Here is a 15,066-nt window from a genome sequence, read left to right as displayed (position 1 = left end):
GGCGGGAGGTCTACGGCTTGGCGTTACGCGATGGCGCGGGTCGGCCGGTGGAACTCAGTCCCAACGCCTGGGCCACGCCCGCGCCGTAGGCAGGGTCTGCCTTGCTGCAATTGGCGATGTGGCGGTGCTTGATGAAGTCCGGCGCATTGCCGAGCGCCCGGGCGGTGTTCTCGAACAAAGCCTGTCGCTGAGCCGGCTTCATCAGGCGGAACAGGTCTCCAGGCTGTTTGAAGTAATCATCGTCGTCTTCCCGGAAATCCCAGAAATCGCCGTCGCCGCGGATCTTGAGCGGGGGTTCGCGGTAGGCGGGTTGGTCATTCCAGACGTCGAAACTGTTGGGCGTGTAGTGCAGCGAGCCGCCATAGTTGCCGTCTACGCGCATGGCGCCGTCGCGTTGGTTGCTGTGCACCGGGCAGCGCGCGGCGTTCACGGGGATCTGGTGATGGTTGACGCCTAGCCGGTAACGCTGCGCATCGGAGTAAGCGAACATGCGCGCCTGCAGCATCTTGTCGGGCGAGATGCCGATCCCGGGCACGAGATTGTTCGGCGCCATCGCCGCCTGTTCGACGTCGGCGAAGTAGTTCTCGGGATTGCGGTTCAACTCCAGCACGCCGACTTCGATGAGCGGGTAATCTTTGTGCGGCCAGATCTTGGTGAGGTCGAAGGGGTGGTAGGGGACCTTCTCCGCGTCGCCCTCGGGCATGATCTGCACGCAGAGGGTCCAGCGGGGAAAGTCGCCGCGCTCGATGGCTTCGTAAAGATCGCGCTGGAAGCTTTCGCGGTCGTGGCGGATGATGTCGCCGGCTTCGGCGTCGGTGAGCGTCTTGATGCCCTGCTGGGTGCGCCAATGGAACTTGACCCAGTGGCGCTGGTTGTCCGGGTCGATAAAGCTGAACGTATGCGAGCCGAAGCCGTGCATGTGGCGATAGCCGGCCGGAATGCCGCGGTCGCTCATGACGATGGTCACCTGGTGCAGCGATTCGGGCAGCAGCGTCCAGAAGTCCCAGTTGTGAGTGGGGCTACGAAGGTTGCTGCGCGGATCGCGCTTGACCGCCTTGTTCAGGTCCGCGAACTTGCGCGGGTCGCGCACGAAGAATACCGGCGTGTTGTTGCCGACCAGATCCCAGTTGCCTTCTTCCGTATAGAACTTCACCGCGAAGCCGTGGATGTCGCGCTCGCCGTCGGCCGCGCCGCGCTCGCCCGCCACCGACGAAAAGCGCGCGAATACGTCGGTTTTCTTTCCGATATTGCTGAACAGCTTCGCGCGCGTGTAGCGGGAGATGTCGTGCGTGACGGTGAAGTGCCCGAATGCGCCCGACCCTTTGGCGTGCATGCGGCGTTCGGGGATGACCTCGCGGTTGAGGTTGGCCAGCTTCTCGATCAGCCAGACGTCCTGCAAGAGCACGGGCCCGCGAGGCCCGGCGGTCATGGTGTTCTCGTTATCGACTACCGGCGCGCCGAACGCGGTAGTCAGGGGACATTGCTGCTTCTTGGGAATGCGTTTACCCATGGGGAGCTCCTATGCTGAGAGTCGGTCCTGTGGTTCACACCGGGCAGGCCGAGCGGTGACGGAAACGACGATCTACCGGACTACGGAGGCCGGGCGTCAGCCCCCAGGGGCCAGCCGACGGACCTTTCTGACCTAGCGCCGGGTCGCCCCAGTCATCATTGAGACATCCTGGCCCGGTCGGCGCTATGGCATAGGTCAATAATATTTATGATCTATGTAAATAGTAAAATTGAATCATTGAATAGTTTTAATAGATGAGGACTATTTGTTGTGGCGGCAGGTGCAGGGCCTGCCGATGGCGGCGGCGGTGGTGGCCGGTGCCTTCATCCGATTCGTCCGGAAGAGCCCGGCGGAGCGCGCAAGGGATGCCATCCGAGGCAAGCGTCGCAGCGCGCGGTGTGGTTGCGCGGCCGGAGCGCGCAGCGCGGGACCGCGATCGGGTCCGCCAGGCGGTCAGGATCCGCCTTCATGAAAATAGTTGTATTTCAACTATTTGACAATTATCTGTTTTGCAGATATTTTTCATTTAACTGAATCCCGGGTATCCGCTATGACGCCGACCTCCCATACCCTGATCACCGCCGTCCAGCTTGCCGCGGTGCTCCAGGCCACGCGCAAGGCGCAGGGGTTGACCCAATCGGCGTTGGCTGCCCGTATCGGCCTGAGCCAGTCGCGGGTCTCTCATCTTGAACTCAATGCCCACGAGTTGAGCGTGGAGCAACTTCTGGCGTGGTGCGCGGCGCTGGGCCTGGAGCTGGCCATCGGGACCCGGGGCAGCGCCGCAGTGTCCGCCGAGCCGACCGCGGATTGGTGACATGGGGCGTCGATCGCACAGCCGCAGCCTGTCCATCTGGACCAACGGCATCCACGTCGGTCGCTGGACGATTCCCGCGCGTGGAGAGAGGGAGCTGCAATATGACGCGAATTGGGTCGGTGCCGACATCGGCCGGCCACTGTCGTTGTCGTTGCCGTTCAATCTGCAGAACCTGCCGCTCAGGGGCGAGAAGGTCGCCAATTATTTCGACAACCTGCTTCCGGACAGCGATGCCATCCGCAGACGCGCGGCCGAGCGGTTCAAGACGGGATCGATAGAACCGTTCGATCTGCTGGCGGCGATCGGACGCGATTGCGTGGGGGCCGTGCAGTTGCTGGGGCAGGACGAGGAGCCGGAGGGCTTCGACCGTATTGAGGGCGTCCCGTTGTCCGAGGAGGATATCGAGCGACACTTGATCGAAACCGTTACGCCGCTGGCCTTCGCGGCGGGGCGGGACCCGGACGCGGATTTCCGCATTTCGTTGGCCGGCGCGCAGGAGAAGACGGCTTTCCTTTGGTGGGGCGGGCAGTGGCTCGTGCCGCAGGGCGCTACGCCGACGAGCCACATCTTCAAGCTTCCGCTCGGGCTGATGGGCGGGCGCCGGGCGGACTTCAGCACCTCCGTCGACAACGAATGGCTGTGCCTGCGGCTGCTGAAGGCTTATGGGTTGGCCGTGGCCGACGCGGATATCGCGACCTTCGGCCGGCAGCGCGCGCTGGTGGTGGAGCGCTTCGATCGGCGCGTCGCGCCCAACGGCCAGTGGCTTATGCGCCTTCCGCAGGAAGATTTCTGCCAGGTTGAAGGCTGCTCGCCGCTGCGCAAGTATGAGAATGAGGGCGGCCCCGGGCTCAAGGCCTTGTTCGCCACGCTGCGGCAGTCGGTGAACGCCGAGGCCGACATGAAGACGTTGATGGCGGCGCAGGTGCTGTTCTGGCTGCTGCGAGCGCCCGATGGCCATGCCAAGAACTTCAGCATCCAGCTTCGGCCGCGCGGTCGTTTTCAGTTGAGCCCGCTGTATGACGTGATGTCGGTCTATCCGGTGCTGGGCGACGGTCCCAGCCTATGGTCGCCGTATGGAATCAAGTCGGCGATGGCCTTGTTCGGCAAGAACCGGCACTACGAGATGCACAGCATCCAGCGCAGGCACTTCAACAGTACCGCGCAGAGAGTCGGCTACGCCGCGACGGCGGAGCCGATCATTGAAGAACTTCTCGCCCGTACGCCGGCGGCGATTGCGGAAGTTCAAGCCGCGCTGCCGAGAGATTTCTCGCCGCGTGTCGCCGATGCCATCCTGGGCGGACTTGAGCAGGCCGCGAAGGCGCTCGGCGCGATGGCGCCGTAGGCAAGGGGAGAGGGGGGCGTCTCCGCCACGGCCGCTCCAGAATCCGTGCCCCCGGGCCTTCTTCCCCCAGTCTGTCCATGGGATTGCGCAGCGGGCAGTCCGTGAGCGACAGGCTCCCGCGGTCTATGCAGCTGTCGAGTTCGTCGCGCAACCGCATCGGGTGTTTGATCCCGTCGTCCGGATTGGCGCGCCATGTCGACGACCGCTTGCGCCATGGCTTCGCTGTGAGCTTGTCGCCCGGAAGGTACGGTATTCTTCCGCGTGAGCAGAGGGCCAGCCTCGATTCCGCGGGTGCGGATGCTGGCGTTTTGCGAGACTTGCGACCAGGACAGAGAGATGAAAAGGACGCGGGAGAAGATCAAGGAAAAAGTGATGGCGGCCTTGGAGCTGCCGTCCGTGCCGGCGGAGGAGCTGGCGGCGGTGTTGCGGGAGGTGAAACTGCACCGCCTTTATGCCGATCCGGACATCGAGGGCCTGCTTCAGAAGCGGGACGAGGTTCGGGACGTGCGGGAACTCCTGGACGATGCCGGTATTTTCGTGGCGCTGGATCGTTCATTTACCGACCGTATCGCCGCCATCGGCGCAAGATTCGATTCCAGGTCCGACGAGCTCTATCACACGATGCTGGTGCACGAGCAACAGCTCAGGTCCACCTGCGGGTTGCCGACTTACGAGCATTTCAATACCTCCATCGCGGTGGAATTCCTGGACGAGGACCATTACAAGAATCCCTTGGACTTCGGCGCCTCAGTGGACTACGCCATGTCTTACTTCTCCCTCACGCTGAGGTCGTTCCTGGAAGCGGGGGAGAGGATGAGCGTGCACTATGACAGTGCGAAATTCGACGCGGCATGCCTGCATCTTCCTCTGAGTGGCGAATGGGCGATCTTCCACGAACGACGGTCGATCTGGGAACATGGGCAAGCGAGGGGAACGCGGCATGAGAACGTCGCGGTCTTTGATGCCAGCGGGTCCGAGTTGCTGTCCGCATTCCGCGTGTCGCTCAGCCGTCTTCGCGGGGTCAGGCAAGGGGAGTCCTTCAATCCGATGACTCATCCGGCAGTCGCCGGCTCCACCCGGACATTGCCTATCGATGGGTTCAGGTCGAACGACGAGGTGAAGTCCGCCTACATGACGACTCAGCAGTTCTACTCGGAAGACCTGCGGGAGGAAGTCCGTGGAGCCAGGCTGTGCGAATGGATTCGCGCCTATACGGTGGTCAAGGAGATTGCGAAGCAGCACATTGAATCGCATCCCCTGATCGGGCAGCCGGCAACGTTGCTGTTGCACAAGACAGCCGATTTTTTCCTGGCCGAGTTCGTCGCGGCGGGAATCCCGGTGAAATCTGCCGAGCAGATTCTGCGCCGCTTCACCTTCAATGCGTCCTCGAAAGACATTCTCGATGCGCCATTGATTCCCTTCAACGGCGAACTGGTCTTGGTTCCCACGGCGGCCCTGCTGATCGAGCCGGCTTTTTCGCTGGAGTCTCTCCTGAAAAGCATAAGAAGCAGGAAGGACGAGCCGAACCATGAGCTGCAGTTCATCGGGCCGGGCTTCGAGAAGCTGACTCGCCGGGTATTGGCGGATGCGGGCATCGTCGCGAGAAAGGTCAAGCATAAGAACCGGGACTGCGATGTGGCCTTCGTGCTGGAAGACGACGTTTTGTTCCTGTGCGAATGCAAGGGCCGGTTCCAGACCAGCGATTTCCGCAGTTACGTGGAGCTTGAGGCTGAGCTTGGTCGGGATGCGGCCCAACAGCACCGGAAGACGTGCGACTACTTCGAGAGTCATTTGGCCCACGTCCGCGACCGGCTCGGGCTTGCGCCGACATGGGTGCCGTCCAGGGTGATGAGGGTGATCCTGACGTCCGCAAAGCTGGGGCGGGTGAGATTCAACGAGGACTTTTACGTCATCGACGAGAACATGTTCTACGCCTTCTTCGCTCGCAAGAAGCTCTCCATGCGGCCCTTGTCGTCGCGGCGGCGCACCTTCGTCCACGATCCGCGCCTGGACGGCCCGATCACCGTGGATGCATTTATCGCCTACATGGACGATCCGCCCAGCATTTCCCGGACCCGAATGCTGCTGGAGGAGCGCGAGCTCCACTTCGAGCTGGAGGGCCGCATGATCACGTTCAAGGACGTCGAGTGCTATGGAGAGTTGCTGAAGGAACATAAGGAAAGCGCGGTATGGACTTTCCCCGGGACGACGGTCCATCACTATTCTTGACGGTGCCGGCGGAGTCGGGAGGCGGCGCGCGCCAGGGCTCGGCCGGAGCCCCCGTATGCTGATAGACTCGAAGGGAACGTCCCTGTCGCGAATGAGTCCTGCACGCTAAGAAGGCATATTCCATCGATGACTTCCTCCGATCGCTCGTTGTCCGAACAAGAAGATTGGCATGCGCGGCCCGCGGTGGCCGTGGAAGAGGCACTACAGACCCGTCCAACGGGCCTGAGCGAACGCGAAATCCAGGATCGGCTGGCCCGCTACGGGCCGAATCGCCTGGTCGAGGCGCGGCGCCAGAGCGCGTTCATGCGTCTCCTGCGGCAGTTCCACAATATCCTGCTCTACGTGATGATGGCCTCGGCGGTCGTGACCGCGCTGCTGGGGCATTGGATCGACACGGGCGTGCTGATGGCGGCGGTGGTGGTCAATGCCATCATCGGGTTCATCCAGGAAGGCAAGGCGGAAAGCGCGATGGACGCGATCCGGGGCATGCTGTCGCCGCGCGCCGTGGTGTTGCGCGACGGAACCCGCGGGGAGATCGACGCGGCCGGGCTGGTGCCTGGCGACCAGGTCCTGCTGGTTTCGGGGGACCGGGTGCCCGCCGACCTGCGGCTGGTCGAGACCAAGGAGTTGCGGGTCGAGGAGGCGGCGCTTACCGGCGAATCGCTCCCGGTGGAGAAGCTGACCTCGGCGGTGGCCGCCGACGCGCCCTTGGGCGATCGCCAGGGCATGGCGTATTCAGGCACCGTGGTGGTGCATGGGCAGGCGCGCGGGGTGGTGGTGGCCACCGGCGCGCATACCGAGCTGGGCCGGATCAACCAGCTGCTGTCGGGCATCGGCAGCATGACCACGCCGCTGCTGCGCCAGGTGGATCATTTCGGCCGGGTGCTGGCGGTGGCCATCCTGGCGCTCTCGGCGCTGCTGTTCGTGGCGGGCACGTGGTGGCTGGGCCATGCGCCGGAAGAGATGTTCATGATGGTGGTGGCGTTGGCGGCCTCCGCCATTCCGGAGGGGCTGCCGGCCATCATGACCGTGACGCTGGCGCTGGGCGTGCAGCGCATGGCGCGGCGGCAGGCGGTGGTGCGGCGGCTGCCGGCGGTCGAGGCGCTGGGGTCGGTGACGGTGATCTGCTCCGACAAGACGGGCACGCTGACCCGCAACGAGATGACGGTGCAGCGCGTGGTGTGCGCGAGCGCGGCGGTGGACGTCGGCGGCGTGGGCTACGAGCCCGTGGGCCAGTGCAGCATCGACGGCCATCCCGTGGATCCGGCGGCTTATCCCGCGCTGGAGCTGGCCATCCGCGCCGGCGTGCTGTGCAACGACGCGGCGCTGCGCGAGGAAGACGGCGCCTGGCGGGTGGAGGGCGATCCCACCGAGGGCGCGCTGCTGGTGCTGGGGGCCAAGGCGGGCCTGACGCAGGAGGCGGGCCGGGAGGAATGGCCGCGCCGCGATTCCATTCCGTTCGAGTCCGAGCACCGCTTCATGGCGACCTGGCACGAGGCGGGGCGGGGCGCTCCGTGGATTTTCGTGAAAGGGGCGCCGGAGCGGGTATTGGATATGTGCAGCGCGCAGGCGGACCGCGAGGGCGAGCCGCAGGCGCTGGACGTGGACTACTGGCGCCGCATGGCGACCGACACGGCGGCCAAGGGGCTGCGCGTGCTGGGCCTGGCCTGCAAGCGCGCGAGCCCCCCGGGCGGCTCCCTGGGCTTCGATGACGTGGAAGGCGGCTTCATGCTGCTGGCGCTGGTGGGGATGATGGATCCGCCGCGCGCGGAAGCCATCGCGGCGGTGGCCGAATGCCACCGCGCCGGGATCCAGGTCAAGATGATCACGGGCGACCATGCCGAGACGGCGCGCGCCATCGGCGCGCAGCTGGACATCGGCGTGGGCAAGCCGGCGGTGACGGGCGCCGAGGTGGCGCTGATGGACGACGCGACGCTGCGCGAGATGGTGATGGGCGTGGACATCTACGCGCGCGCCAGCCCCGAGCACAAGCTGCGGCTGGTGCAGGCGATGCAGGCGCAGGGGCAGGTGGTGTCCATGACGGGCGACGGCGTGAACGACGCGCCGGCGCTCAAGCGCGCGGACGTGGGGGTGGCGATGGGCCTGAAGGGCACCGAGGCCGCCAAGGAAGCGTCCGACGTGGTGCTGGCCGACGACAACTTCGCGACGATCGCCGCGGCGGTGCGGGAGGGTCGGGCGGTCTACGACAACCTGAAGAAGTTCGTGCTGTTCATGCTGCCCACCAACGGCGGCGAGGGGCTGCTGGTGATCGCGGCCATCCTGTTCCAGCTCACGCTGCCGCTGACGCCGGCGCAGGTGCTGTGGATCAACCTGGTGACCTCCAGCACCCTGGGCCTGGCGCTGGCCTTCGAGCCGGCGGAGCCCGACATCATGCGCCATCGCCCGCGCCCGCCGGGCGAGCCGCTGCTGTCGCTGCTGTTCGTGCAGCGGGTGCTGGTGGTGTCGGTGCTGATGATGGCCGGGGCGCTGGGCCTGTTCCTGTGGGAGCTGTCCAACGGCATGTCGGTGGACCGCGCCCGGACCATGGCGGTGAACGCCGTGGTCGCGGCGGAGATGTTCTACCTGATCAACAGCCGGCACATCTACGATTCGGTGTTCAGCCGCGAGGGGCTGTTCGGCAACCGCTATGTATGGGTGGCGATCGGCGCCTGCGTGGCGCTGCAGCTGGCCTACACCTACACGCCGTTCATGCACGCGGTGTTCGGCTCGGTGCCGCTGGGTTGGCGCGAGTGGCTGGACGTGCTCGGCGCCGGCTTGTTGGTGTTCGCCGGCGCCGAGATCGAGAAGTACGTGATGCGCCGCTGGCGCGTCAGGCGGGCTTGACGGCGACCTTGAGCACGTTGTCGCGCTGGTGCGCGAACAGGTCGTAGGCTTCGACGATGTTGTCGAGCTTGTATTGGTGGGTGACCATCACGCCCAGGTCCACCCGGCCGGACTGGATCACGTTCATCAGGCGGCGCATGCGTTCCTTGCCGCCGGGGCACAGGGCCGTGTTGATCTTGTGGTCGCCCAGGCCCGCCGCGAACGCGCTCAGGGGGATCTTCAGGTCTTCGGAGTAGACGCCCAGGCTGGACAGGGTGCCGCCCGGCTTGAGCACGCGCAGGGCGGATTCGAAGGTGCTTTGCAGCCCCAGGGCTTCGATGGACGAGTCGACGCCGCGCCCGCCGGTCAGGCGCAGGATCTCTTCCACCACGTCGCAGTCGCGGAAGTTCAGGGTCACGTCGGCGCCGAGGGACCGCGCCACGTCCAGCCGGTGGGCGTTGCCGTCGACGGCGATGATGGTGGACGCGCCCAGCAGGCGGGCGCCGGCCGTGGCGCACAGGCCGATGGGGCCCTGGGCGAAGACCGCCACCACGTCGCCGATGCGGATGTTGGCGTTCTCGGCGCCCTTGAAGCCGGTGGACATGATGTCCGGGCACATCAGCACCTGCTCGTCGGTCAGGCCGTCGGGAACCGGGGCCAGGTTGGCCTGCGCGTCGGGCACGAGCACGTATTCGGCCTGGGTGCCGTCGATCTTGTTGCCGAAGCGCCAGCCGGCCGTGGCCTGGTAGCCGTGGCAGCCGCAGAGCCCCATGGCGGCGAGGTAGCTGCCGTCCTGCGACGCGACGCCGTCCTGGGCCGCGTACGAGTTGAAGTTCGGGCAGATCGCGCCGGCGATGACGCGCTGCCCTTCCTGGTAGCCGGTCACCGCGCTGCCCAGCTTCTCGATGATGCCGACGGGTTCATGGCCGACGGTCAGCCCGGGCGCGACGGGATATTCGCCCTTCAGAATATGGATATCGGTGCCGCAGATGGTGGTGGTGGTGATGCGGATGAGGGCGTCGTTGGGGCCGACGTCCGGAATCGGCTTGTCGACGATTTCGATGCGGCCGGGTTCGACAAAGACAGCGGCTTTCATCATGACGGGCATGGCAATCTCCTGAAGTGCGTGTCGGGTATGGGCTTAGCGTACCGCTTCCAACTACATTCCTGGACGACATTGTTTGCGCCATGTCAATTGCCGCGCACATGGCGATGGATCCCCGGGCGGAAGCGCCCGGCGCGGGCGCCTCAGGCGTCGCGCGGGTCGATTCCCGGCCGGTCGGGCCCGAAGCCCAGCGCGTCTTCGCGCGACATGCCGTAGCGTTTCATCTTCGCATACAGCGTGCTCTTGGCGATATGCAGGCTGCGGGCGGACTGGGTCAGGTTGCCGCCGCTGGCGACGATGCTGCGGCGGATCAGGTCCTCTTCCCCCTGGAGCAGGGTGATGGGGCCGGGAGCGGCCGGGGCTGGCGCGGGCGCGTGGCTCACTTCCGGCGGCAGCATCGCCCGCGAGAGCGAGCCGCCGGAGGACAGGAGCACGGCGCTCTCGATGACGTTGCGCAGTTCGCGGATGTTGCCGGGCCACGGATAGGCCTCCAGCGCGGCCAGCGCGTCGGGCTCCATGCCGGCGGCCTCCTTGCCGTGTTCCTGCTGGAAGCGCATGGCGAAGGCCTGCGCCAGCAAGGCCACGTCGCCCTTGCGGGCGCGCAGGGCCGGGATGTGCAGGTGCACGACGGCGATGCGGTAGTAGAGGTCCATGCGGAAGCGCCCCGCCTTGATCTCGGCCTGCAGGTCGCGGTGGGTCGCGGCGACGAGGCGGAAGTTGACGCGGCGCGCCACGTTTTCGCCCAGGCGATACACCTCGCGCTCTTCGAGCACGCGCAGCAGGTAGGACTGCATGTCCAGCGGCATTTCGCCGATCTCGTCGAGGAACAGCGTGCCGCCCTCGGCCGCTTCGATCTTGCCCCGCATGCCTCCCTTGCGCGCGCCCGTGAACGCGCCGTCGGCGTAGCCGAAGAGTTCGCTGGCCAGGAGTTCGCGCGACAGTCCGCCGCAATTGAGCACCATGAAGGGGCCGCGGCTATGCAGCCCGCGGGCAAAGAGCTCCTTGCCCACGCCAGTTTCCCCCAGCAGCAGGACGGGGACCGGAGAGCCCCGCAGGCGGCGCGCCTGTTCCACCAGTTCGCCCACGGCGGGGTCCGCCGTGATCACGGTGTTGAAGGGATCGGGCGCCGGCGCGTCCGCCACCTGCGCGGCCGCCGCGGCCCGCGGCGCGCAAGGGGCCGGCGGATGCCGGGGGAGAATCAGCAGGGATCCCAGCCGTTCCGGGCCTGCGAGCACGGGCTCCACCCATTCGGGCCGCAGCCAGACCGGCAGCGCGGGGCCCGCACCGCGCGGGGAGTGCGGGCCCAGGGCGAGTTCGGCAATGCGCCGCAGCCGGGGCAGGTTGATTCCCGCGCCGGCGTCGTCCAGCGCGCGTTGCGCCTGGGCGTTCGCCTTTATCGGACAGCCGCGGTGGTCGAGCAGGATGACGCCCACGTCGGCGCCCGCCGCCACGAACCGCGCCAGGGCGGCGTCCAGCAATTGATAGCGGCGTTCCATTTCGGCCGTGCGCAAGCGGCTTTCGATGTGCCTGGCCGAGGTCATGGCGATGGCCAGGTGCTGGCGGCTGTAGGTGCGCGACAGGCCCGAGACGTCGAGCACGCCCACCACGTCGCCGTCCAGCGGATGCCGGATGACGGCGGCCGAACAGGTCCAGCCCTTGATGCCTTCGCAGAAATGCTCGGTGGAATGCACTTGCACGGCCTGCCCGGTGATCAGGGCGGTGCCGATGGCATTGGTGCCGCAGTATGCTTCGCTCCAGTCCACGCCGGGCATGAGATGGATGGCCTGCCCGGCCTCCAGCGCGGTGGGGTCGCCCACGGCGTTGAGGATGACGCTTCTCGTGTCGGACAGCGCGATCAGGGTTCCCAGTTCGGCCAGGGTTTCACAGGCCTGGGCGAGCACGGGCTGGCTGGCGCCGAGCAGATCGCGCTGGCGCTCGCGATGGAGGAACAGTTCGTCCTCGGACAAGGGTTCGGGCCCGCGCGAGGCGCGGGGATTCACGTCGGCCTGGAGGCAGCGTTGCCAGGACCCTTCGATCAGCGCGCGCAGCGCGGTTCCCGGGGGGCCGGCGATCGTGCCGGACAAGACCGATTCCCAGGCTTGCATGACTGCGCGCTCGGCGGCGGGATCTGAAAACCGTTCCCGGTAGCTTGGCTCCATCGCCTAGTCTCCAAGATGCGATGCATGGGCCGGCTATCCTGCCGGCTGTACGCAGGGCGCGCGCTGCCGCTGGCCCTGGGTCGGGGCGGGCCGAGTGCCTGGCCAGCCGCGTTCATTAGACGGCATGAGCGCCAGGCGTCAATCCGGAGCAACCCGGACCAGGACGGCCGCGGCCATCCCGGTCCGGTTCGCGCCGCGGCCGCCCGCTATGCCGCGCGCTCGGGCAAGGGCAGGTTGACCCATTCCTTGTAGAAGGTATCGATATCCGGCTCGAAATCATGGATTACCGGATACCAGGGCGTGGGCGCCTCGACGTCGTGCAGGGTGCCGCACTGGGGGCAGTAGTACTCGCGGTACACCTGCCATTGGGTGTCGGGCGCCATGAGCTTGGGATAGACCTCGCTCATGGCCTGGGCGTCCTCGCGCACGTAGACGTGCGCGGCGAGCTTCCAGTTCTGCCGGTAATCGCCGAACTCATGGCCGCAATCGCATTTCGTCACCCAGTGCTTGTCGCGCGCGCGCTGCACGATGTACAGGTGCGGCGCGAGCGGCAGGACGATCCGGTCGTTCCAGTCGAGCTTCTTCTGCAGCGTCTTGAGGTACATCTCGAAGCGCTCGCCGTCCTTCGGCATGGACAGCATGCGGATGGTGGTGTCCCAGTCCAGCCGGCCGTCCACCAGGTGGTCCACCTGTTCCTGCGTGTAAGTCGTCATTGTCGTCTCCTTGTTTTCGCAAGCCACCGGCTCACTCGTCCACCAGCACGATGGTCTTCACGTCGGGCATTTTCGAAAGATCCATGCGGAACTTGGACCCGTAGGTGGGCACGTCGAGTTCTTCCTCGGTCAGGGTCCAGTCGGCCGGCAGGCTCCAGAAGTCCCGGAACTGCTGCTCGAACTTCCTGGACAGCCCGAAACTCGTGGCGTACATGTGCTGCACCTGGGTCGAGGCGGTCTTGGCCAGGATGCGTTCGCGCTCGGACCGCATCCAGTCGCGCACCGGCACCGCCCGTTCCAGCCTGCGTTTGCGGATATCCAGGCGCTTGCTGGCCGAGGCCTTGGCGTCGACCTGCCAGCGTCCTGCGGCGTCCTGGGTCACCACGGCGCCGTAGACCTCCAGCGCGTACTTGGGCAGCAGCAGCTCGTTGTTCAGGTCGTCGGCGATGGCGTCGAGCTCGCGGTCCAGGGGGTCTCCGAAGCCGGGGCCGCCGCGCAGGTAGTTGAGATAGAGGTCGTAGTTCTCGTAGCAGTCCTCCGTCGTCATGCACTGCTGGTCCCGCTTGACGCGGGCCCCGGGCGCCAGGTGCTGCTCGTAGTCGGGCGCCTCCGGATTGGTGTCGGCGCCCAGCGGCAGGCTTTCGCCGCGGGCGATGCGGTCCTTCAGGCCGGTATGGTGGGCCTCGAAGCGGTAGCCGGTGGCCGCCGGATAGCCGCCCATCAGGCCCCAGTCGCTGTTCATGTAGCCGTTGCCCATGAAGAACATGGTCCAGTCCTGCGCCTTCCAGACCATGCGCAGCGTCTCGAAGCCGCAGCCGCCCCGATACTTGCCGTAGCCGCCGGAGTTGGATTTGGCATTGCGGCCCAGGTAGAGCAGGGGCTCGGCCATCTCCCAGATTTCCATGTCGCCCATGTCGCCTTCCGGGTTCCAGATGGCGGCGGCGTGGTTCAGGCCGTCCTTGACGGCGCCCGCGCCGGTGCCGCAGGAGCTGGCCTCGAAGCTGTTGACGGCATGGATCTCGCCCTCTTGGTTGATGCCGCCGCCCTGCAGCCAGTTGGAGGTATTGGCGTTGCCGGCGTTGACTTCCTCCAGGTAGCCGCGGCTGAAGTACGCCTGCCCCAGGCCGCGCCACAGCGCGCTCCATCCGGACACCAGGAAGTGCCATGCGTAGGCGTGCCCGGTGCGCCGGTCGTCGGGGTTCATCCAGGCGCCCTTGGGCAGGCGGAATTCCGTGCCGTAGTAGGCGCCGTCGTTGATGCGCTGGGTGGGCACCAGCGTCTGCGTCATCATTACCCAGATGCCGCTGGTGAACGCCACCTGGTGCGCGTTGTAGCTGTGCCAGCCCCAGCGGCTGGAGCCTTCGAAGTCCAGCCGCCAGGTGCCGTCCTTGCGGATCTCCATCTCCACCGGGGAGTGCATGATGGAATCGAGCTTGGCGAAGGCGTTCGAGGTCTGCACGTCCTCGTGCTTGTAGGGCACGTCGACGAACGCCACCTTGCGGTACTTGCCCGGCAGGGTCAGCGCCTTGATCCGCATCTGCAGCCCGCGGCGGCCTTCCTCGATGACTTCATAGGCGAACTTCTCGTAGGCCTCCAGCCCTTCCTCGGCGATGACCTCTTCGATCAGGCTGCGCACCATGTGGCAGCCGGCGATGCGGGTCTTCTCGTCCAGGATCCAGTACTTGGGCGTGCGCACGGCGCGCTGGCTTTCATGCAGCCAGTCCTTGAGCGGCACGTCGTTGATGCCGGTCTTGCGGCAGGTGATCATGTAGCCGTCGCCAAAGCGCTGCGTCTGGCCCGTCGACATGGAGCCGGGCGTCACCGCGCCGGTGTCGATCACGTGCGTGACGCCGCCGACCCAGCCGACCAGCTTGCCCTGCGCGAAGATCGGCACGATGGTGGCGATGTCGCAGGGGTGCACGTTGCCGATGGCGCAGTCATTGTTGGTGAACATGTCGCCCGGGTTGATGCCGGGGTTGGTTTCCCAGTCGTTCTCGATCATGTACTTGATCGCCGCGCCCATGGTGCCCACATGGATGATGATGCCGGTGGAGGTCAGCACGCAGTCGCCGGCGGCGTTGTACAGAGTGAAGCAGAGTTCGCCTTCCTGTTCGACGATGGGGCTGGCGGCGATGCGCTTGGCGGTCTCGCGCGCATGCACCAGGCCGCCGCGCAGCTTGGAGAACATTTTCTCGTAGCGGATGGGCTCGCTCTCCCGCAGGTCCAGCCGGGTCAGGCCGTTGTAGTGGCCGGTGTCCTTGGTGCGGGCCAGGATGGCGTCGCGGAACTGCTTGAGCGTTTCGCCCGTGCCCAGCAGGCCCGAGGCGCCGGTTTCCATTCTTGATATCGTGTTCATGTTGTCTCTCCGGGA

General features: G+C 66.1%; 9 protein-coding genes. 4 read left to right on the top strand and 5 right to left on the bottom strand.

Annotated elements, in window-relative coordinates; genetic code table 11:
• Positions 1-10 precede the first annotated feature (10 nt).
• A complete protein-coding gene (locus tag ADE01S_RS04015) occupies positions 11-1,510 on the bottom strand; it encodes a catalase (RefSeq protein ID WP_062680172.1) in 1,500 nt (499 codons plus the stop codon).
• Positions 1,511-2,060: 550 nt separating this feature from the next.
• On the opposite strand from ADE01S_RS04015, the gene ADE01S_RS04010 reads away from it, so the two are divergent.
• The 4 genes from ADE01S_RS04010 (at position 2,061) to ADE01S_RS03995 (ending at position 8,739) form a co-directional block, all read left to right on the top strand.
• Positions 2,061-2,324: a helix-turn-helix domain-containing protein gene (locus tag ADE01S_RS04010; RefSeq protein WP_062680171.1), complete on the top strand. Its 264-nt coding sequence runs from the start codon at positions 2,061-2,063 to the stop codon at positions 2,322-2,324.
• 1 nt (position 2,325) lies between these two features.
• Positions 2,326-3,666, top strand: coding sequence for a type II toxin-antitoxin system HipA family toxin (locus tag ADE01S_RS04005; protein WP_062680170.1), 1,341 nt, complete (start codon positions 2,326-2,328; stop codon positions 3,664-3,666).
• A gap of 336 nt (positions 3,667-4,002) precedes the next feature.
• A complete protein-coding gene (locus ADE01S_RS04000; RefSeq protein ID WP_131828704.1) occupies positions 4,003-5,895 on the top strand; it encodes a hypothetical protein in 1,893 nt (630 codons plus the stop codon).
• Positions 5,896-6,021: 126 nt separating this feature from the next.
• Positions 6,022-8,739, top strand: coding sequence for a cation-transporting P-type ATPase (locus ADE01S_RS03995; protein WP_062680168.1), 2,718 nt, complete (start codon positions 6,022-6,024; stop codon positions 8,737-8,739).
• Here ADE01S_RS03995 and ADE01S_RS03990 read toward each other — a convergent pair.
• From ADE01S_RS03990 to ADE01S_RS03975, 4 genes are all read right to left on the bottom strand, one after another.
• Complete coding sequence (locus ADE01S_RS03990) at positions 8,726-9,826, bottom strand: NAD(P)-dependent alcohol dehydrogenase (protein WP_062680167.1); 1,101 nt, start codon at positions 9,824-9,826, stop codon at positions 8,726-8,728. The genes ADE01S_RS03995 and ADE01S_RS03990 overlap by 14 nt on opposite strands.
• A 140-nt stretch (positions 9,827-9,966) precedes the next feature.
• Entirely contained in the window at positions 9,967-11,928 is a 1,962-nt protein-coding gene (locus ADE01S_RS03985; protein WP_242663382.1) for a sigma-54-dependent Fis family transcriptional regulator, read from the bottom strand.
• Positions 11,929-12,188: 260 nt separating this feature from the next.
• Complete coding sequence (locus tag ADE01S_RS03980; RefSeq protein WP_062680165.1) at positions 12,189-12,695, bottom strand: acetone carboxylase subunit gamma; 507 nt, start codon at positions 12,693-12,695, stop codon at positions 12,189-12,191.
• A 31-nt stretch (positions 12,696-12,726) separates the two neighbouring features.
• Positions 12,727-15,051: a hydantoinase B/oxoprolinase family protein gene (locus tag ADE01S_RS03975; protein WP_062680164.1), complete on the bottom strand. Its 2,325-nt coding sequence runs from the start codon at positions 15,049-15,051 to the stop codon at positions 12,727-12,729.
• Between the last annotated feature and the right edge of the window lie 15 nt (positions 15,052-15,066).

The sequence above is a fragment of the Achromobacter denitrificans NBRC 15125 genome (assembly GCF_001571365.1).
GTDB lineage: Bacteria > Pseudomonadota > Gammaproteobacteria > Burkholderiales > Burkholderiaceae_B > Achromobacter > Achromobacter denitrificans.
The sequence above is the reverse complement of the archived record's forward strand: the minus strand, read 5'-3'. Positions and strand labels throughout refer to the sequence as shown.

Excerpts from the sequence above, each read along its gene's own strand:
- ADE01S_RS03985 (WP_242663382.1), bottom strand. The coding sequence starts at position 11,928 with ATGCAAGCCTGGGAATCGGTCTTGTCCGGCACGATCGCCGGCCCCCCG.
- ADE01S_RS03975 (WP_062680164.1), bottom strand. The coding sequence starts at position 15,051 with ATGAACACGATATCAAGAATGGAAACCGGCGCCTCGGGCCTGCTGGGC.
- ADE01S_RS03995 (WP_062680168.1), top strand. The coding sequence starts at position 6,022 with ATGACTTCCTCCGATCGCTCGTTGTCCGAACAAGAAGATTGGCATGCG.
- ADE01S_RS03990 (WP_062680167.1), bottom strand. The coding sequence starts at position 9,826 with ATGCCCGTCATGATGAAAGCCGCTGTCTTTGTCGAACCCGGCCGCATC.
- ADE01S_RS04000 (WP_131828704.1), top strand. The coding sequence starts at position 4,003 with ATGAAAAGGACGCGGGAGAAGATCAAGGAAAAAGTGATGGCGGCCTTG.
- ADE01S_RS04015 (WP_062680172.1), bottom strand. The coding sequence starts at position 1,510 with ATGGGTAAACGCATTCCCAAGAAGCAGCAATGTCCCCTGACTACCGCG.
- ADE01S_RS03980 (WP_062680165.1), bottom strand. The coding sequence starts at position 12,695 with ATGACGACTTACACGCAGGAACAGGTGGACCACCTGGTGGACGGCCGG.
- ADE01S_RS04010 (WP_062680171.1), top strand. The coding sequence starts at position 2,061 with ATGACGCCGACCTCCCATACCCTGATCACCGCCGTCCAGCTTGCCGCG.
- ADE01S_RS04005 (WP_062680170.1), top strand. The coding sequence starts at position 2,326 with ATGGGGCGTCGATCGCACAGCCGCAGCCTGTCCATCTGGACCAACGGC.